This window comes from Ensifer sp. GW823-FHT05D09 (assembly GCF_058795755.1).
The window spans coordinates 676096-693928 of record NZ_JBXAIA010000003.1 but is presented as its reverse complement, the minus strand read 5'-3'; the positions used below and the strand labels follow the sequence as shown (position 1 = coordinate 693928).

16 protein-coding genes are annotated in these 17833 nt (G+C 62.1%); 10 read left to right on the top strand and 6 right to left on the bottom strand.

Features of this window, described 5'->3' with window-relative positions:
- Positions 1-97: 97 nt before the first annotated feature.
- From AC1Q80_RS13690 to AC1Q80_RS13680, 3 genes are all read right to left on the bottom strand, one after another.
- Positions 98-1036, bottom strand: a complete 939-nt coding sequence (locus AC1Q80_RS13690) for a hypothetical protein (RefSeq protein ID WP_492360738.1) — start codon at positions 1034-1036, stop codon at positions 98-100.
- Positions 1037-1175: 139 nt separating this feature from the next.
- Positions 1176-1547: a VOC family protein gene (locus tag AC1Q80_RS13685; protein ID WP_173423915.1), complete on the bottom strand. Its 372-nt coding sequence runs from the start codon at positions 1545-1547 to the stop codon at positions 1176-1178.
- Between the two features lie 45 nt (positions 1548-1592).
- Positions 1593-2492: a LysR family transcriptional regulator gene (locus AC1Q80_RS13680; RefSeq protein WP_492360737.1), complete on the bottom strand. Its 900-nt coding sequence runs from the start codon at positions 2490-2492 to the stop codon at positions 1593-1595.
- Positions 2493-2598: 106 nt separating this feature from the next.
- Between AC1Q80_RS13680 and AC1Q80_RS13675 the strand changes: the two genes are divergently transcribed.
- Positions 2599-3621 (top strand): zinc-dependent alcohol dehydrogenase family protein, encoded by a 1023-nt coding sequence (locus tag AC1Q80_RS13675; RefSeq protein ID WP_492360736.1) that lies wholly within the window; start codon positions 2599-2601, stop codon positions 3619-3621.
- Positions 3622-3728: 107 nt separating this feature from the next.
- Here the strand turns inward: AC1Q80_RS13675 and preA are convergent, their stop codons facing one another.
- Both preA and AC1Q80_RS13665 read right to left on the bottom strand, forming a co-directional pair.
- Positions 3729-5042: an NAD-dependent dihydropyrimidine dehydrogenase subunit PreA gene (preA, locus tag AC1Q80_RS13670; protein WP_173423918.1), complete on the bottom strand. Its 1314-nt coding sequence runs from the start codon at positions 5040-5042 to the stop codon at positions 3729-3731.
- Positions 5043-5062: 20 nt separating this feature from the next.
- Positions 5063-6424 carry an NAD(P)-dependent oxidoreductase gene (locus AC1Q80_RS13665; protein ID WP_492360735.1) on the bottom strand — a complete coding sequence of 454 codons (1362 nt, stop codon included), beginning with the start codon at positions 6422-6424 and terminating at the stop codon, positions 5063-5065.
- A 314-nt stretch (positions 6425-6738) separates the two neighbouring features.
- Here AC1Q80_RS13665 and AC1Q80_RS13660 point away from each other — a divergent pair, with 314 nt between their 5' ends.
- The 9 genes from AC1Q80_RS13660 to AC1Q80_RS13620 all read left to right on the top strand — a co-directional run bounded on the left by AC1Q80_RS13660 (position 6739) and on the right by AC1Q80_RS13620 (position 16647).
- Positions 6739-7692, top strand: a complete 954-nt coding sequence (locus tag AC1Q80_RS13660) for a sugar-binding transcriptional regulator (protein WP_209791062.1) — start codon at positions 6739-6741, stop codon at positions 7690-7692.
- Between the two features lie 209 nt (positions 7693-7901).
- Complete coding sequence (locus AC1Q80_RS13655) at positions 7902-9212, top strand: ABC transporter substrate-binding protein (protein WP_173423921.1); 1311 nt, start codon at positions 7902-7904, stop codon at positions 9210-9212.
- 138 nt (positions 9213-9350) lie between these two features.
- A complete protein-coding gene (locus tag AC1Q80_RS13650) occupies positions 9351-10223 on the top strand; it encodes a carbohydrate ABC transporter permease (protein ID WP_173423922.1) in 873 nt (290 codons plus the stop codon).
- A 5-nt stretch (positions 10224-10228) separates the two neighbouring features.
- Positions 10229-11059 carry a carbohydrate ABC transporter permease gene (locus AC1Q80_RS13645; RefSeq protein WP_209791061.1) on the top strand — a complete coding sequence of 277 codons (831 nt, stop codon included), beginning with the start codon at positions 10229-10231 and terminating at the stop codon, positions 11057-11059.
- An 11-nt stretch (positions 11060-11070) separates the two neighbouring features.
- Positions 11071-12072 carry an ABC transporter ATP-binding protein gene (locus AC1Q80_RS13640; protein WP_209791060.1) on the top strand — a complete coding sequence of 334 codons (1002 nt, stop codon included), beginning with the start codon at positions 11071-11073 and terminating at the stop codon, positions 12070-12072.
- Positions 12069-12842: an L-iditol 2-dehydrogenase gene (locus AC1Q80_RS13635; protein ID WP_209791059.1), complete on the top strand. Its 774-nt coding sequence runs from the start codon at positions 12069-12071 to the stop codon at positions 12840-12842. The genes AC1Q80_RS13640 and AC1Q80_RS13635 overlap by 4 nt, the downstream gene beginning before the upstream one ends.
- A gap of 40 nt (positions 12843-12882) precedes the next feature.
- Positions 12883-14367, top strand: a complete 1485-nt coding sequence (locus tag AC1Q80_RS13630; RefSeq protein ID WP_209791058.1) for a mannitol dehydrogenase family protein — start codon at positions 12883-12885, stop codon at positions 14365-14367.
- A 6-nt stretch (positions 14368-14373) separates the two neighbouring features.
- The gene (locus tag AC1Q80_RS13625; RefSeq protein WP_209791057.1) at positions 14374-15042 is read left to right on the top strand and encodes an HAD family hydrolase; all 669 of its coding nucleotides are present in this window, start codon (positions 14374-14376) and stop codon (positions 15040-15042) included.
- A 21-nt stretch (positions 15043-15063) separates the two neighbouring features.
- The gene (locus AC1Q80_RS13620; protein WP_492360734.1) at positions 15064-16647 is read left to right on the top strand and encodes an FGGY-family carbohydrate kinase; all 1584 of its coding nucleotides are present in this window, start codon (positions 15064-15066) and stop codon (positions 16645-16647) included.
- A 300-nt stretch (positions 16648-16947) separates the two neighbouring features.
- Here AC1Q80_RS13620 and AC1Q80_RS13615 read toward each other — a convergent pair whose 3' ends face one another.
- A complete protein-coding gene (locus AC1Q80_RS13615; protein ID WP_173423928.1) occupies positions 16948-17742 on the bottom strand; it encodes a response regulator in 795 nt (264 codons plus the stop codon).
- Between the last annotated feature and the right edge of the window lie 91 nt (positions 17743-17833).

The window sequence follows — 17833 nt, the reverse complement described above, 5'->3', positions numbered from 1 at the left end:
GCATTTCCGGTGTAAACGGAGTCATAGTAACGCCCTATCGCTTTGTTTCTACGCATTTCCTGACGGAAAACTGCTTCGCACTTTTCCTGGAAATGCTCTAAGCCGGAGCCGGTGACGGTTGCAAGGCCTTGGCGATATCGCCGGCGTCCTCAACGATCCAGGTTTCGAGCGTCGCCTGGCGTCCGCGAAGGCTGATGTCGAGCCGCTTGTGCGCCTCCATCACAACACCGGCGCGGTTGACGAGTTCGGCCGAGACGGCAAGCCCGACGCGGCCATCGGGATAGCGGACGCGAATGCGCCCACCCTTGGGCAGGATGCGCAGGATGAAGGTTCCGCCGATCAGACCGGCAAAGCCGAGGTAGAGGCCGAACCGGATGTCTTCGAGCAGGTTGACGTCGTAGGCCGGTCTGATTTCGGCCCTGTCGCCGTAGCCGCCATGCTCTTCGTAGACACGTTCGAGCGAGCGGGCGCCGCTGAAGAAGCCGAGCAGCGCGAAGATCGGTACGAGGATGGCGACCGTATAGAGCAGGATTTCATAGCGCGGAAACCAGGTGCGCCCGCGCATCCAGAACCAGGCGCCGAGACAGCCGTGGCTCCAGGCGAGCAGCAGGGCAAGCGACTGTCGGGTGGTATTGGTCCAGCTCGACCAGAGCGCGCGCAGCATGCCGGGATAGTCGGCTTCCACGCCGGTCAAAAGCGGCTCGACCCGCGTCGCGGTGACGTGGCCGATGAGCAGGAACGGCAGGCTGAGGCCGAAGACGATCTTCAGCGCCTCGCGCATCGGCATGCGCAGCGTCTGGCGCCGGTAGAGGCTGTCGAGCGCCATGATGAAATGCGCGAGCAGCGCGCCATAGAGCAAGATCGTGCCGGGCACACTATGCCAGACGACGTTGAAGACCTTGCGGCCGGCTTCCATGGCCTCGACGGAGATCAGGCCGAGCGAGTGGTTGAGAAAATGGGCAAGGATAAACGTACCAAGCACTGCCCCGGAGACGAGGTGAATGCGCTTGCGTCTATTGGCGGAAATGATCGTCAAATAGCGAGCCCAGCTCTGCCGGCGAGACGCCGGCTTCGGTTCTTTCCCCCTTTATTATCCAGATCGCATACGCCGACAACTTACCTTTTCTACACAATCTGTTTCGTTATCGTGTCTTGCGCGTCATCGGTCGCCGGCGCTATTCGGCGGGGTTCGGCTGCCAGAGTTCGATCGGGTTGCCCTCGGGGTCGTGGAGCCTGGCGAAGCGGCCGTTCGGATAGGTTTGCGGATCGGTCGTCACCTCGATGCCCGCAGTGCGCAGTTGCTCGACCATCGCGTCGAGATCGTCGACGCGAAAGTTGACCATCCACATTTGTTCTCCACGGCCGAAGTAATCGGTATCGCGCTTGAACGGCGCAAAGACGGTGCTGCCGGCGCGCTGCTGCCAGCAACTGTCGTCGTAGCTCGAAGGCACGGTCTCTATGCCGAGGTGGGCCTGGTACCAGGCCGCGAGCCGGTCCGGATCGTCGCTGCGGAAGAAAAGCCCGCCGATTCCTGCCACTTTCTGCATGTCGATTGCCTCCCTGACCTGAGTCCGCGGCGGCTGCCGTTGCCGTCATTCCATCATCGGCGGGAGGCGTGCGGCAAGCGTATCGATGAGCAGACGCAGCTTAGGCGGCATGTATTGGGTTTTCGGCCAGACGACGTAGGCGCCGTAGGAGAGGGCGGGCGCATCGGCAAGTATCCGCACGAGCGAACCGGAGGCTATGCGGCTGCCCACAAGCCAGCATGGCAGCCAGGCGATACCGAAACCGTCAGCCGCCGCATCGGCGATCGACGTCAGGTCGTCGAGGCGCAGCCGCGCCGGCGGTGTGATGGTTTGGGGCTGACCGGCCTTGGCCGGAAAGGACCAGGCGAGGGGTTGACCGCTGCGCCGGTAAAGGATGGCCTGATGCGCCATCAGGTCTTCAATCGTCTTCGGGGCGCCGTTCGCTTCGATATAGGCCGGAGAGGCGCAGACGATCATGCGCTGGTCGGCGATCTTGCGCGACATCAGTTTGGGATCGCTCCGCAGCGGGCCGGAGCGGATGGCCAGATCGAAGCCATCCTCGATGAGGTCGACGTTGCGGTCGCTGAAGTTAAGGTCGAATTCCAGGCGCGGATGCATCCGCAGCAGTTCGGACAGAAGCGGCATGACGCATTGGCGGCCGAAATGCACCGGCATCGACAGGCGCAGGCGCCCCTGTATCTGCTGCTTGCCGGATTCCAGCAGCGCCTCGCCAGCCCTGATTTCACTGAGCGCCCTCAGGCAGTTCTCGTAGAACAGCTGACCCTCGTCGGTCAGGCTCTGCGTGCGGGTGGTGCGATGAAACAGGCGAACGCCGAGCCTCTGTTCCAGCTTGGCGACTGTCTTGCCGACGGCCGAGCGCGACAGGTTGAGCCTTTCGGCGGCTGCCGAAAAACCACCGGCGTCTGCCGCTTCCACAAACACCGAAACGCCGCTGAGATAGCTCATTTTTGTATCCCTCAGGGAACCAATATGACGAAATCATATCGCAACTGGAGAGTTAATTTCAACGCTATGCTTTCTCCATCAGATCAATCAAATGAAAGGAAAGACCATGGCAAGACTGATGAAGCAGTGGACGATCGATGCGCTGGGCGCTCAGAACCTCAAGCTCGTCGAACGTCCCGTTCCGGAGGCGGGCCCGGGCGAAGTGCTCGTTCGAACCACCGCCATATCGCTCAACTTTCGTGACAAGCTGGTGCTCGAAAACGGCATGGGCATGCCGCTTGCCTTCCCCTTCGTGCCGGGCTCCGACATGGCCGGCGTCGTCGAAGCGGTGGGCAGCGACGTGACGCGCTTTCGAGCCGGCGATCGCGTCATTTCCGTCTTCGATCCCACCTGGATCGACGGGCAAAAGCCGGGGACTGCGCGTCACCCGACCTCGTTTGCGCTCGGTGGTCTCAATCCCGGTGTCGCGTCGGAATATGTCGCCTTCCCTGAGGACTGGTTCGTGCACGCGCCTGAGAGCATCGATGACGGTGAGGCCAGCACCTTGCCCTGCGCCGGTGTGACGGCATGGTATGCTCTGGTCGAAAAGGGACGGCCGAAGGCCGGCGACCGCGTCGTCGTGCAGGGGACGGGCGGCGTTTCGCTGTTCGGGTTGCAGATCGCCAAGGCGCATGGCGCTGAAGTCATCGTCACGTCGGCAAGCCGAGACAAACTTGAGCGTGCGCTTGCTCTTGGCGCCGACCACGGCATCGATCGCTTGAACGAAGATTGGGTCGAGCGTGTGCTTGAGATCACCGGCGATCACGGTGCCGATCATATCCTGGAGCTCGCCGGTGGCGCCAATCTCGGCCGTTCGCTGGAGGCGGTGGCTGTGCAGGGGAGGATCTCGGTTATCGGTGTACTGGAGGGCGCGGAGATCTCGGCGCAGGTGCCGCCGGTGCTGCTGAAATCTCCGATCATTCAGGGCATCGGCGTCGGCCATCGCCGGGCGCTGCAGGATCTGGTGGCTGCTGTCGACCAGACCGGCCTGAAGCCCGTGGTCGATGCGCGCTACCGGTTCGAGGATTTCCGCGACGCGCTGGCACATCTTGATCGCGGTGCCTTCGGCAAGGTGGTCGTCGAGGTGTGAGACGCCTTTGACAACAACGCCGCCGGATTGTTGCTCCGGCGGCGTTTTTCGTGGGCTAAAGCGGTTCCAGGAACCCGCTGCGGTTTCCTGGAACCGCTTTCGCCTGCCTATTCCGCGGCCTGGCGGGCCATCGGATTGTTCGGATGCGTTGTCCAGTTGGCATAGTTCGGATCGACCGGCTTGCCGGTGCGCTGATCCATGCTGCCTGCCGGCAACTCTTCCATGGTAATGCAGTTCTCGACGGGACAGACATTCACGCAGAGATTGCAGCCGACGCACTCGTCTTCCATCACCTCGAAATGGCGTACGCCATTGACGAACTGGGTGATCGCCTGGTGCGAGGTGTCCTCGCAGGCGATGTGACAGCGGCCGCACTTGATGCAGGAATCCTGATCGATCTTGGCCTTGGCGATGTAGTTGAGGTTGAGGTACTGCCAGTCGGTGACATTCTGCACGGCGCGGCCGGTGATGTCGTCGAGGTTGCGGTGTCCCTTGGCATCCATCCAGTCGGAGAGGCCGGAGATCATTTCCTGGACGATCTTGAACCCGTAAGTCATCGCCGCGGTGCAGACCTGCACGTTGCCGGCGCCAAGCACCAGGAACTCGGCCGCATCGCGCCAGGTGGTGATCCCGCCGATGCCCGAAATCGGCAGGCCGTAGGTCTCGGGATCGCGGGCGATCTCGGCGACCATGTTGAGCGCGATCGGCTTGACGGCCGGGCCGCAATAACCGCCATGGGTGCCCTTGCCGCCGACCGTCGGGTTCGGTGCGAAGTTGTCGAGGTCAACGGAGACGATCGAGTTGATCGTGTTGATCAACGACACGGCATCGGTGCCGCCGGCCTTGGCCGCCCGCGCCGGCTTGCGCACGTCGGTAATATTCGGCGTCAGCTTGGTGATGACGGGCATGCGCGTGTACTGCTTGCACCAGCGCACGACCATCTCGATATATTCCGGCACCTGTCCGACCGCGGCACCCATGCCGCGCTCGGACATGCCGTGCGGACAGCCGAAGTTAAGCTCGATGCCATCGGCGCCAGTTTCTTCCACCAGCGGCAGGATTGCCTTCCAGGCCTCTTCCTCGCATGGCACCATGATCGATGCGATCAGAGCCCGGTCCGGCCAATTCATCTTGACCTGCTTCATTTCCCGCAGGTTCACATAGAGGTCACGGTCGGTGATGAGCTCGATGTTGTTGAGGCCGAGCAACCGGCGGTCGGCGCCCCAGATCGCGCCGTAGCGCGGGCCGTTGACGTTGACGACGGGCGGTCCTTCCTCGCCGAGCGTCTTCCAGACGACGCCGCCCCAGCCCGCCTTGAAGGCGCGCTCGACGTTATAGGCCTTGTCCGTCGGCGGCGCGGAGGCCAGCCAGAACGGGTTCGGGGATTTGATGCCGACAAAATTGTTGCGTAGATCAGCCATTGTTCCGTCCTCCCGATCCGTTATGCAACGGCGCTCGCCTGCGGCATGGCCGCGGCGAAAGCCCGGTTGATCGCTTCGGCTGCATCGCGCCCATTGGCGACGGCTGACACTGTCAGGTCTTCGCCACCCACCACGCAGTCGCCACCGGCCCAGACATTGGCAAGCGATGTCTTGCCTTCCGCATCGACAACGATGCGGCCACCTTCGAACGCAAGCGATCCGAGGCCCGATGCCTCGAAGGTCTGACCGATCGCCTTGAAGATCTGGTCTGCGGCTATGATACCCGTTTCGCCGGTCGCGGTCAGCTTTCCATCAACGAGCGTGGTGTATTCGAGCTCGATGCCGGCGACCTTGTCGTCCTTCAGCGCGATGCGCTTGGGCTGGAGCCAGTGACGGATGGTGACGCCCTTGGACGCTGCCAGGTCCTGCTCGAATTCCGACGCGTTCATGTGCTCCTTGCCGCGGCGGTAACAGATCGTCACCTCCTCGGCGCCGAGCAGCTTTGCCTGGACGGCGGCGTCGATGGCGGTCATGCCGCCGCCGAGAACGACAATGCGGCGACCGACGGCAATGTCGGCCTTGGTCTTCGACTGGCGAAGGGCGGCGATGAAGTCGACGGCATCATCGACGCCTTCGGCATTTTCGCCTTCGATGCGCAACGCATTGACGCCAGCAAGGCCGAGGCCGAGGAACACGGCGTCATACTGCTCGCTCAGGTCTGCAAGCGAGAAATCGCGGCCGAGCGCCTGGCCGTGGCGAACTTCGATGCCGCCGATCGACAGGACGTAGTCGACTTCGCTCTGGGCAAAATCGTCGACCGACTTGTAGGCGGCGATGCCATATTCATTGAGGCCGCCGGATTTCTCCCGGGCGTCATAGATGACGACCTCGTGGCCCTTGACCGCAAGGCGGTGGGCGCAGGCAAGCCCTGCCGGGCCGGCGCCGACGACGGCAACCCTTTGACCGGAGGAGGCGGCGCGGGCGTAGAACTGTTTGTTCTCTTTCATCGCGATGTCGGTCGCGTAGCGCTGCAGGCGGCCGATCTCGACCGGGCGCTCCTCGGCCGTGTTGCGCACGCAGGCCTGCTCGCAGAGCGTTTCGGTGGGACAGACGCGGGCGCACATTCCGCCCAGAATATTCTGGTCGAAGATGGTCTTGGCCGAGCCGATGGGGTTGCCCGTCGATATCTGCCGAATGAACAGCGGGATATCGATGGAGGTGGGACAGGCCGTCATGCATGGCGCGTCATGACAGAAATAACAGCGGTCGGATGCGACCAATGCCTCGTGCCTGTCGAGGGCTGGATGGAGGTCGGAGAAATTGGTTTCGTAGTCCGCGAGCGGCAGGCGGCCGCCGAGGATCCCAGATTGCGTCGTTCCCATTTTTGGCTCCCAATGTTTTCTCAGGATGATGGAACGGTAACACGCTTTATTTTTTTATCAAACGGTAAAAGTTTGCCGTTGAAATGACCTGAAAGCCTTGTGCTCCGGCACTTTGCCGTAGACGTGCCAAGTGCTTGTTCTTGAGCGCTGTTTGACAGGGCAGGGCAAATAGTGGCAGCAAATCAGAGCGGGATGAGGAAAAGTGTGTGCGGGTTTCCGCCCGCATCCGGATCTAGCTCAGGGAAGCGATCACGATGTTTTTGGGTGAATCCGACCCCCAAGACGTCGCGATCGCGGGGGAACGGAGAATTGGCATGGCGCGCAGGGCTGAGGCGAACAACAGGCTTGACGATGCTGCCCGCGCGGGCTGGCTCTACTATGTCGCCGGCCGCACACAAGACGAGATCGCCACGGTCATGGGCATCTCGCGCCAATCGGCGCAGCGGCTGGTGTCGCTCGCCATGGCCGAGCGCCTGATCAAGGTCCGGCTCGATCATCCGATTGCCGCATGCCTTGAGGCCGCCGAACGGCTTCGCGAAAGATACGATCTCAGACATGTGGACGTGGTGCCCAGTGATCCTGGCTCGAGTTCGACAACGGTCGGCATCGCTGAAGCCGGAGCTGCCGAGATCGAGCGCTGGCTCAAATTGCCCGAGCCCCAGGTTCTGGCGATCGGCACCGGCCGCACCCTGAAGGCGGCGATCGACCAGCTGCCGGCGATGGAATGTCCGCAACATCGCATCGTGTCACTGACCGGCAACATCGGGCTCGACGGCTCGGCCGCCTATTACAACGTCATCTTCAGCATGGCCGATGCGGTCAAGGCGCGGCATTTTCCAATGCCGTTGCCGGTGCTCGCTTCGTCGGCGGAGGAGCGCGCGGTGCTGCACAGCCAGAGCCTCGTCCAGGTGGCGCTGAAGCTCGGTGCGCAAGCCAATGTCGCCTTTGTCGGCGTCGGCGAGCTCGGCCCCGACGCACCGCTTTGCCAGGATGGGTTTCTGTCCCAGGACGAAATGGGGCAGTTGACGAAATCGGGTGCAGCCGGGGAGATCTGCGGCTGGATGTTCGACCAAGACGGCGCGTTGATGGCCGGCAGCTTCAACGATCGCGTCGCCTCGGTTCCGCTCCCATCCCGTGACAATGCCTCGGTGATCGGTCTCGCCAAGGGACGGCGCAAATACGAGGCGCTGAGGGCGGCTCTCAAGGGCCGGATCATCAACGGCATTATCACCGATGAGGCGACTGCCGCCTACCTGCTCAACGCCTGATCGCACCGATTCCAGTTGACGGAGGCCGGCCATGCACCGGCCTTTTGGCGTTCATATGATCGCTTGCTGATAAAAAATCGACAATCAAAACAGCTTTGTAACCTTTCTGTTTGCAGCGCAGCAACGAAAGCGGATTGACATTCTTTTGCGATAAGTGAGTAATTGCCCATGAGCGAGGCAAATGCTCAATTTCTTCTGGGAGGAAGTCGATGAATTTGAGAACTTTCCTGCTGGGCACATGCTCGGCAGTCGCACTGTCAGGTCTGGCCCAAGCAGAAACGCTGACCATTGCGACCGTGAACAACGGCGACATGATCCGGATGCAGAAGCTGACGGATGATTTCACGTCCAAGAATCCGGACATTACGCTCGAGTGGGTAACGCTCGAGGAAAACGTGCTGCGCCAGCGCGTGACGACGGATATCGCCACCAAGGGCGGCCAGTACGACATCATGACCATCGGCACCTACGAAGTGCCGATCTGGGCCAAGCAGGGCTGGCTGCTGCCGCTCGACAATCTCGGCGCCGACTATGATGTCGACGATCTGTTGCCGGCGATCCGCTCGGGCCTGACCATCGACGGCAAGCTCTATGCCGCACCGTTTTACGGCGAAAGCTCGATGGTGATGTACCGCAAGGACCTGTTCGAGAAGGCTGGGCTGACCATGCCCGACGCGCCGACCTGGGACTTTATCGCTGAGGCAGCCCGCAAGATCACCGACAAGAACAACGAAGTCTACGGCATCTGCCTGCGCGGCAAGGCGGGCTGGGGCGAGAACATGGCGTTCCTGACGGCAACCGCGAACGCCTTCGGCGCGCGCTGGTTCGACGAGAACTGGAAGCCGCAATTCGACCAGCCGGAATGGAAGAACGCGCTCGACTTCTACGTCAAGCTGATGAACGACGCCGGACCGCCCGGCGCATCCTCGAACGGCTTCAATGAAAACCTGTCGCTGTTCCAGACCGGCAAGTGCGGCATGTGGATCGATGCGACGGTTGCGGCCTCGTTCGTCACCAACCCGAAGGAATCGACGGTGGCCGACAAGGTGGGCTTTGCGCTTGCGCCTGACACCGGTCTTGGCAAACGCGGCAACTGGCTCTGGGCCTGGAACCTCGCTATTCCCGCTGGTTCGCAGAAGGTGGCAGCGGCCGAAAAGTTCATCGCCTGGGCAACGGGCAAGGACTATCTGAAGCTGGTTGCCGACAAGGAAGGCTGGGCCAACGTTCCTCCGGGCACGCGCACCTCGCTCTACGCAAACCCTGAGTACCAGAAGGCAGCGCCGTTTGCGAAGATGACGCTCGATTCGATCAATGCCGCCGATCCGAAGAACCCGGCCGTCAAGCCGGTGCCCTATGTCGGCGTGCAGTTCGTGGCGATCCCCGAATTCCAGGGTCTCGGCACGGCGGTCGGCCAGCAGTTCTCGGCGGCCCTTGCCGGTCAGATGAGCGTCGACGACGCGCTTGCCAGCGCCCAGACACTGACCGAACGCGAAATGACCAAGGCCGGTTACATCAAATAGCGCTCCCAAGGGCCCGGGGTGCCGGCCGCAAATGGCTGGCGCCCCGGTAATTTCCCTCAAGTCAGGCCTGCGCGGGATCACGCGCCGGCCCGACCCGATCTCGAAACAGCGTTGAATTCCGTCATTTGGGGGGACGCCATGGCGACCTTGCACACCCGCTCCGCCGCGCGTCTGATGATCGCGCCCTCGGTGCTTCTGCTTCTGGCCTGGATGATCGTTCCGCTGGCCATGACGATCTATTTCTCGTTCCTGCGCTACAATCTCCTGATGCCGGGAATGGAAGAGTTCGCGGGCTTCTCGAACTACAAGTACTTCCTCACCGATCCGGCCTTCTTCCACGCGATCTTCAACACACTCGCCATCGTGCTCGGCGTGCTGTTCATCACCGTCGTCGGCGGCATCGCGCTGGCGCTGCTGCTGGACCAGCCGATGTTCGGGCAGGGGATCGTGCGCATCCTGGTGATCGCGCCGTTCCTGATCATGCCGACCGTCGCGGCACTGGTGTGGAAGAACATGTTCATGAACCCGGTCAACGGGCTGTTCGCCTGGGTGGCCAAGCTCTTCGGACTGCAGCCCTTCGACTTTCTCGCCAACGCACCGTTGATGTCGGTGATCCTCATCGTCGCCTGGCAGTGGCTGCCCTTTGCGACACTGATCCTTTTGACGGCGCTGCAATCGCTCGACGAAGAGCAGAAGGAAGCAGCCCAGATGGACGGCGCCAGCGCCTGGAGCCGCTTCATCTATCTCGTGCTGCCGCATCTCTCCCGCGCCATCACCGTGGTCATCCTGATCCAGACGATCTTCCTGCTCTCGGTCTTTGCGGAAATCCTGGTGACGACCAATGGCGGCCCGGGCACACAGAGCACCAATCTGACCTTCCTCGTCTATGCGCAGGCCTTGCTGCAGTTCGACGTGGGCGGCGCATCCGCCGGCGGCATCATCGCCGTCATCCTCGCCAACATCGTCGCATTCTTCCTGATGCGCATGATCGGCAAGACGCTGGAGGCTTGAGACCCATGGCACGCAACGTCTCCACCCGAAGAAAGATCATCGTTACCGTCGTCGCCTGGACGATCGGCATCCTGATCTTCTTCCCGATCCTCTGGACGTTCCTGACGAGCTTCAAGACCGAGGCAGAGGCGATCGCCTCGCCGCCGTCACTGTTCTTCTTCGACTGGACGACGGAGAACTACCATGAGGTGCAGAGCCGATCGAATTACTTCCTGCACTTCATGAACTCCGTCGTCGTCTCCTTCGGCTCGACGCTGATCGGCCTGATCATCGCCATTCCGTCTGCCTGGGCGATGGCGTTCTCGCCGACCAAGCGCACCAAGGACGTGTTGATGTGGATGCTCTCCACCAAGATGATGCCGTCGGTCGGCGTATTGGTGCCGATGTATCTGTTGTTCCGCAACACCGGCCTGCTCGATACCCGCACCGGCCTCGTCATCGTGCTGACGCTGATCAACCTGCCGATCATCATCTGGATGCTCTACACCTATTTCAAGGAAATCCCCGGCGAGATCCTGGAAGCGGCACGCATGGACGGTGCTTCTCTGTCGAAGGAGATCATCTATGTGCTGACGCCGATGGCGATCCCCGGCATCGCCTCGACACTGCTGCTCAACATCATCCTTGCCTGGAACGAGGCGTTCTGGACGCTCAACCTCAGTGCCGCGAAGGCGGCGCCGCTGACGGCTTTCATCGCCTCATACTCAAGCCCCGAGGGCCTGTTCTACGCCAAGCTTTCGGCGGCCTCGACCATGGCGATCGCCCCCATCCTCATACTCGGCTGGTTCTCGCAGAAACAGCTCGTGCGCGGCCTCACCTTCGGCGCGGTCAAATAAGGGATACGACAATGGGAAACATAACGCTCAGAAACGTCTCGAAGGTCTTCGGCGCCCATGCCGTCATCCCGTCGATCGACCTCAACATCAACGACGGCGAGTTCGTCGTCTTCGTCGGCCCGTCGGGCTGCGGGAAGTCCACGCTCTTGCGGCTGATCGCCGGGCTTGAAGATGTGAGCGATGGCGAGATCGTCATCGACGGCAAGAACGCCACCGAGCTACCACCCGCACAACGCGGCCTGTCGATGGTGTTCCAGTCATACGCGCTCTATCCGCATATGAGCGTGCGCTCGAATATCGGGTTTCCGTTGAAAATGGCGAACGAGGACAAGGCCGTCATCGACAAGAAAGTGGCCGATGCTGCGCGCGTTCTCAATCTCACCGACTACCTCGACCGCAAACCGCGGCAGCTCTCGGGCGGTCAGCGCCAGCGCGTCGCCATCGGCCGGGCGATCGTGCGTCAGCCGAAGGCGTTCCTGTTCGACGAGCCGCTTTCGAACCTCGACGCTGCCTTGCGCGTCAACATGCGGCTGGAAATCAGCCAACTGCACCAGGACCTGAAGACGACGATGGTCTACGTCACCCACGATCAGGTGGAGGCCATGACCATGGCCGACAAGATCGTGGTGCTCAATCGCGGCCGCATCGAACAGGTCGGCTCGCCGCTCGATCTCTATCACAAGCCCGACAATCTCTTCGTCGCCGGCTTTATCGGTTCGCCGCGCATGAACTTCGTCTCCGGTGCGCCGGCCACTGCCTATCAGGCGCACACAATGGGCATCCGGCCGGAGCATCTGGTGCTGTCCAAGGAAAGCGGCACCTGGGGCGGCACGGTCGGGGTTGCCGAGCACCTGGGCTCGGACACGTTCCTGCATGTCAACGTCGACAATATCGGAACGATGACGGCGCGGGTCGGCGGTGATTTCGCTGTCACTCACGGTGATCGCGTGTTCCTGACGCCTGACGCCCAGCGCGTCCACAGGTTCGACGACAAGGGGTTGGCAGTTCGATGAAACGTCTTCACGGGAAAAGCGCGCTGATCACCGGGTCTGCGCGGGGTATCGGTCGCGCTTTTGCCGAAGCCTATGTGCGCGAAGGCGCCCGGGTGGCGATTGCCGACATCAACATGGCGCGGGCGCGTGAGACGGCCGCGGAGATCGGACCGAGCGCCTATGCTGTCGAAATGGACGTGACGCAGCAGGGCTCGATCGACGCGGCGATAGCATCGGTCGTTACCGAGGCCGGCGGTCTCGACATACTCGTCAACAATGCCGCGCTCTTCGATCTCGCACCGATCGTCGAAATCACCCGCGAAAGTTATGACCGGCTGTTTTCGATCAATGTGTCGGGAACGCTGTTTGCGATGCAGGCGGCCGCCAAACAGATGATCGCCCAGGGCAGGGGCGGCAAGATCATCAACATGGCAAGCCAGGCAGGGCGTCGCGGCGAGGCGTTGGTCGCGGTCTATTGCGCGACCAAGGCGGCGGTCATCAGCCTGACCCAGTCGGCCGGGCTCGACCTGATCAAGCATCGCATCAACGTCAACGCCATCGCTCCGGGCGTGGTCGACGGCGAACACTGGGACGGCGTCGACGCGCTGTTTGCCAAATACGAGAACCGCCCACGCGGCGAGAAGAAGCGGCTCGTGGGTGCCGAAGTGCCCTACGGGCGCATGGGAACGGCCGAGGATCTCACGGGCATGGCGATTTTTCTCGCGTCAGCCGAGAGCGACTACGTGGTGTCGCAGACCTACAACGTCGATGGCGGCAACTGGATGAGCTGAGGCCCGTCTCTCAGACGATGCCTTCAAAAGGAACGGGATCATGACGACCAAACTTTCTCTTGCCGCGCTCGATGCGGTCAAGGCCAAGGCCGGTGTGCCGAGCTACGATCGTGCCGATCTCAAAGCCGGCATCGTGCATTTCGGTGTCGGCAACTTTCACCGCGCCCATCAGGCCGTCTATCTCGACGATCTCTTCAACGCCGGACACGACCATGACTGGGCGATCGTCGGGGCCGGTGTCTTGCCGTCCGACGAACAGATGCGGGCAAAGCTTGCGGCGCAGGATTTCCTGACAACGGTGGTCGAGCAGGACAACAACCGCACCGGTGCCCATGTGACCGGCGCGATGATCGATTATCTGAAGCCCGGGGATGTCGCGGGCATCGTCGCCACGCTTGCCGATCCGGCGATCCGCATCGTTTCGCTGACGATCACCGAAGGCGGCTACTTCATCGACCCAGCCTCCGGCGTCTTCAACCCGACCCATCCTGATATTGTCGAAGATGCGCAGAAACCGGCTTCTCCGAAGACGGTCTTCGGCCTTGTCGTCGCCGGCCTGAAGGCCCGCCGGGACAGGCATATCCCGCCGTTCACCGTCATGTCCTGCGACAACATTCCGGGCAATGGCGAAGTAACGCATGCGGCGGTCTCGGGCCTCGCGCGGCTCTTCGACCCTGATTTCGCAGACTGGATCGATGCCAATGTCGCCTTTCCGAACGGCATGGTGGATCGCATCACGCCGGCCACCGGCGCACGCGAAATCGGCATCGTGGCGACCGAGTACGAGATCGAGGACGCCTGGCCGGTGTTCTGCGAAGAGTTCAAGCAATGGGTGCTGGAAGATCATTTTCCGCAGGGGCGTCCGGCACTCGAAAAGGTCGGGGTACAATTCGTGCCTGATGTCGCGCCTTACGAGCACATGAAGATCCGCATCCTCAATGGCGGCCACGCGGCGATCGCTTACCCGGCCGCCTTGCTCGACATTCATTTTGTGCACGAGGCGATGGAGGAGCCGCTGATCCGTGCCTTCCTCGCCAAACTTGAGCGCGACGAGATCATTCCCGTCATTCCGCCGGTGCCGAACACTGATCTCGGCGATTACTACAAGCTGATCGAGACCCGCTTTTCCAATCCGAAGATCGGCGACACGATCCCGCGGCTGGCGCAGGATGGCTCCAACCGGCAACCGAAATTCATCCTGCCCTCGGCGTCCGACCGGTTGGCACGCGGCGAAGACGTCGTCGGTCTGGCGCTTGTCTCGGCACTCTGGTGCCGCTACTTCGCCGGCACCACCGACAGCGGCAAGGCGATCGTCTTCAACGACCAGAACGCCGATCGGCTTCAGGCGGCGGCGCTGGCCGCCAAAGAGGATCCGATGGCTTTTCTGGCATTGTCGGACATCTTCGGCGAAGTCGCGCGAGCCGATCTTTTCCGCAAGCGCTTCCACCAAGCATTGAAAACCCTTTGGGAAAAGGGTACGCGCGCTACGCTCCAGCTTTATCTGGACGGCAAGCTTGGGGAGTAGGGTATCATGGCGGACGGCGCGTCCAGGCTGGTGATCTTCGATTGCGATGGCGTGCTGGTCGACAGCGAACCGATCTCGCTCGAAGTCCTGGTCGATGTGCTCTCGTCCGCTGGCGTATCGATGACGACGGAGGAGGCGACCGAACGGTTTCTCGGCCGCAGCCTCAAGAGCATGTCCGCCATCCTCCACGACGAGTACGGCCTGGCGACCGACGACGCCTTTCTCGATGACATGCGCACGCGGCTCTACCAGCGGTTCCGCTTGGAGCTGCAGCCGATCGCCGGCATCCGCCGTGCGGTCGAAGAGCTTGGCGTTGCCTGTTGCGTCGCCTCGTCCAGCCAGCCGGAACGCATCCGGCTATCGCTGACCGTCACCGGTCTGATCGATCTTTTCGAGCCGAACATCTTCTCTGCGACGATGGTCAAACATGGCAAGCCTGCGCCCGACCTGTTTCTGCTGGCGAGCCGGGAGATGGGCTATGCGCCCGAGGACTGTATCGTCGTCGAGGACAGTCCGGCCGGTATCGAGGCGGCGCATGCCGCCGGCATGCGGGCTTTCGCTTTCGCCGGTGGCGGGCATGCGCGCAACGACCGGCATAGGCAGACGCTGGCCGAGCTCAGCCCGGACGTGCTGTTTGACGACATGGGCGAATTGCTACAGTTTGTCCGCCAGTAACAGGGACGGGGACCTCCATTGATGCGTGAATTCGTCGTTGCGGTCGATGTCGGTACCGGCAGTGCCCGCGCGGGTATCTTCGACCGGGCCGGCAGGCTGCTGGCACGTGCCGACCTGCCGATCGCCATGAACCGGCCGGAGGAAAATCATGCCGAACATGATTCGGACGATATCTGGAGAGCCGTCTGCGGCTCGGTGAGGGCTGCCCGAGACAAGGCCGGCATCGCGGCAGAGGATATCGCTGCCATCGGTTTCGACGCGACGTGCTCGCTCGTCGTTCGCGACCGGGACGGGGCGCCGCTTTCCGTCAACCGGAAAGGCGAGGGCCGCTGGGACACGATCGTCTGGCTCGATCATCGGGCGCTTGAGGAAGCCGATTTCTGCACCGCAACCGGACATCCGGTTCTCGATTTCTCCGGCCGCGTCATGTCGCCGGAGATGGAAATGCCGAAGCTGATGTGGCTCAAGCGAAACTTGCCGGCCCAATGGGAGAAGGCGGGTTACTTCTTCGATCTTGCCGATTATCTCTCCTGGCGGGCGACGGGCAGTGCGGCACGCTCACGCTGCACATTGACGGCGAAATGGAACTATCTCGCCCATGAGAAACGCGGCTGGCAGGCGGACTATCTCGAACGCATCGGCCTTGAGGACCTGCTGACGCGAGGCGGATTGCCGGAGGAAACGCTGCCGGTCGGAAGCTCGGTCGGTGGCCTGTCGGCGGAAGCTGCAGCAGACCTTGGCCTGGATACCGGCTGCCAGGTAGCGCCGGGATTGATCGATGCCTATGCCGGCGCGCTCGGCGTTCTCGGCGGTTTTGTCGGAGAGCCGGAAAAACTCGAGCGGCAGCTGGCGCTGATCGCCGGAACATCGAGCTGCATCGTCGCCTTCTCCAAGGATATGAAGCCCGGCTTCGGCATGTGGGGACCCTATTTCGAGGCCGTGCTGCCCGGAGCCTGGCTGATCGAGGGTGGGCAATCGGCAACCGGCGCGCTGCTCGATCACATCGTGCGCATCCATGGCGGCGGACTGGAGCCGACGACCGAGACCCATGGCCGCATCATTGCGCGCGTCCAGGAACTGCGCGCCCTGCACGGAGCGCAATTTGCCGAGCGGCTGCACGTCCTGCCCGATTTTCACGGCAACCGCTCGCCGCTTGCCGATCCGCACGGCCTCGGTGTCATCAGCGGCCTGCCGTTCGATTCGTCGTTCGATGCGCTTTGCCGGCTTTACTGGCGCACCTGTGTCGCGATCGCGCTCGGCATCCGCCATATCCTGGAAACGATGCGTGAGGTCGGCTATGAGCTCGATACGCTTCACGTCACCGGCGGCCATGTTCGCAACGCCCTTCTGATGGAGCTTTACTGCGACGTCACGGGGTGCCGGGTCGTGGCACCGGATGCACCTGACGCCGTGCTTCTCGGCACGGCGATGGCGGCGGCCGTCGCCGGTCAGGTTCACGCCGATCTCGCGGCATCCGGCGTTGCCATGGCATCGGGCGGGCAGGAGCGATTGCCGAACGCTCAGATGCGCGACATCTACGATCGCGACTACCGCCGCTTCCTTGCGCTCTACCGCCATCGGGACGAACTCGACGCGCTTCAATAAAAATGATCGGCATACGCGAAACGCAGGGAACCTTTGCTTGCGTCACGCATTTTATCTGCAGACCGGACGGTGGCGCGCATCGCCCCCAATGTGGCGCCGGAGGTAATCCGCCGGTTTACAACTCACACTCCCCGTGTGAGTTGAACAATGTCAGCCAGTGCCTTCCCTCGGCACTGGCTGTTTTGTTTTAAGCCCTCGGATCGCCCAGTGGATCGCCAGGTGGGCCGCTTGAACAGGCAGCACGCAGACAAACAAAAGCCGGCGACCGAAGCCGCCGGCGATAAAGCGTTGCGCCGATGGTTAGGCTGCGGCCTTGGTCGACTCGTTGAAGAACAGCGCCTGGCTGATCAGAGCCTTGACCATATCGGGGTTGAACGGCTTGGTGACCAGGAAGGTCGGTTCCGGGCGTTCGCCGGTCAACAGGCGCTCGGGGAAGGCGGTGATGAAGATCACCGGAATCGCGCTGGTCTTGAGGATGTCGTTGACCGCGTCGATGCCCGAGCTGCCGTCGGCAAGCTGGATATCGGCAAGCACCATGCTCGGCCGGGTCTTCTTGTAAAGCGCGATCGCCTCGTCGCGGGTGCGGGCAATGCCGGTGACGCGGTGGCCGAGGCTCTCGACCATGTTCTCGATATCGATGGCGATCAGCGGCTCGTCCTCGATGATCATGATATCGGTCGCGACCTGACGCGAGATTTCCTGCGAGGCGCGGTCGAGAAGCGCGCCGATCTTGTCGTCGCTGACGTCAAGGATTTCGCTGGCTTCTTCGGGGCGGAAACCTTCGACCGATACGAGAAGGAACGCCTGGCGAGCAAGCGGCGACACGTTCGCCAGGTTGACCGATGCGCGTTGCTCCCACGCAAAGGGCGAAATCGGTTCGGGAACCAGCACTGACGAGGAACCGAAGAGCGACGTATAGAGACGGAACAGCGAGACCCGGTCGTTGCTGGCCTCCGGGAAAATGGAGGTGTCGGCAATCAGGGCTTCGAGCACGGCGGCCACATAGGCGTCGCCGGATGTCTGCGAGCCGGTCAATGCGCGCGAGTAGCGGCGCAGATAAGGCAGCAGCGGCGCGATCCGTGTGGACAATGTCATGGGGAACTCCCTCGAGATATTAATTGCGGTGACGTCCGAAAACGTTCCACGCAAAAAAAAGTTCCGAGAGGGAACATTTCATTTTTCAGAC

What these genes read in the sequence shown, in the direction of transcription:
- AC1Q80_RS13685 (WP_173423915.1), bottom strand. Translation starts at nt 1,547, where the DNA reads ATGCAGAAAGTGGCAGGAATCGGCGGGCTTTTCTTCCGCAGCGACGAT.
- AC1Q80_RS13680 (WP_492360737.1), bottom strand. Translation starts at nt 2,492, where the DNA reads ATGAGCTATCTCAGCGGCGTTTCGGTGTTTGTGGAAGCGGCAGACGCC.
- AC1Q80_RS13675 (WP_492360736.1), top strand. Translation starts at nt 2,599, where the DNA reads ATGGCAAGACTGATGAAGCAGTGGACGATCGATGCGCTGGGCGCTCAG.
- preA (WP_173423918.1), bottom strand. Translation starts at nt 5,042, where the DNA reads ATGGCTGATCTACGCAACAATTTTGTCGGCATCAAATCCCCGAACCCG.
- AC1Q80_RS13665 (WP_492360735.1), bottom strand. Translation starts at nt 6,424, where the DNA reads ATGGGAACGACGCAATCTGGGATCCTCGGCGGCCGCCTGCCGCTCGCG.
- AC1Q80_RS13660 (WP_209791062.1), top strand. Translation starts at nt 6,739, where the DNA reads ATGGCGCGCAGGGCTGAGGCGAACAACAGGCTTGACGATGCTGCCCGC.
- AC1Q80_RS13655 (WP_173423921.1), top strand. Translation starts at nt 7,902, where the DNA reads ATGAATTTGAGAACTTTCCTGCTGGGCACATGCTCGGCAGTCGCACTG.
- AC1Q80_RS13650 (WP_173423922.1), top strand. Translation starts at nt 9,351, where the DNA reads ATGGCGACCTTGCACACCCGCTCCGCCGCGCGTCTGATGATCGCGCCC.
- AC1Q80_RS13645 (WP_209791061.1), top strand. Translation starts at nt 10,229, where the DNA reads ATGGCACGCAACGTCTCCACCCGAAGAAAGATCATCGTTACCGTCGTC.
- AC1Q80_RS13640 (WP_209791060.1), top strand. Translation starts at nt 11,071, where the DNA reads ATGGGAAACATAACGCTCAGAAACGTCTCGAAGGTCTTCGGCGCCCAT.
- AC1Q80_RS13635 (WP_209791059.1), top strand. Translation starts at nt 12,069, where the DNA reads ATGAAACGTCTTCACGGGAAAAGCGCGCTGATCACCGGGTCTGCGCGG.
- AC1Q80_RS13630 (WP_209791058.1), top strand. Translation starts at nt 12,883, where the DNA reads ATGACGACCAAACTTTCTCTTGCCGCGCTCGATGCGGTCAAGGCCAAG.
- AC1Q80_RS13625 (WP_209791057.1), top strand. Translation starts at nt 14,374, where the DNA reads ATGGCGGACGGCGCGTCCAGGCTGGTGATCTTCGATTGCGATGGCGTG.
- AC1Q80_RS13620 (WP_492360734.1), top strand. Translation starts at nt 15,064, where the DNA reads ATGCGTGAATTCGTCGTTGCGGTCGATGTCGGTACCGGCAGTGCCCGC.
- AC1Q80_RS13615 (WP_173423928.1), bottom strand. Translation starts at nt 17,742, where the DNA reads ATGACATTGTCCACACGGATCGCGCCGCTGCTGCCTTATCTGCGCCGC.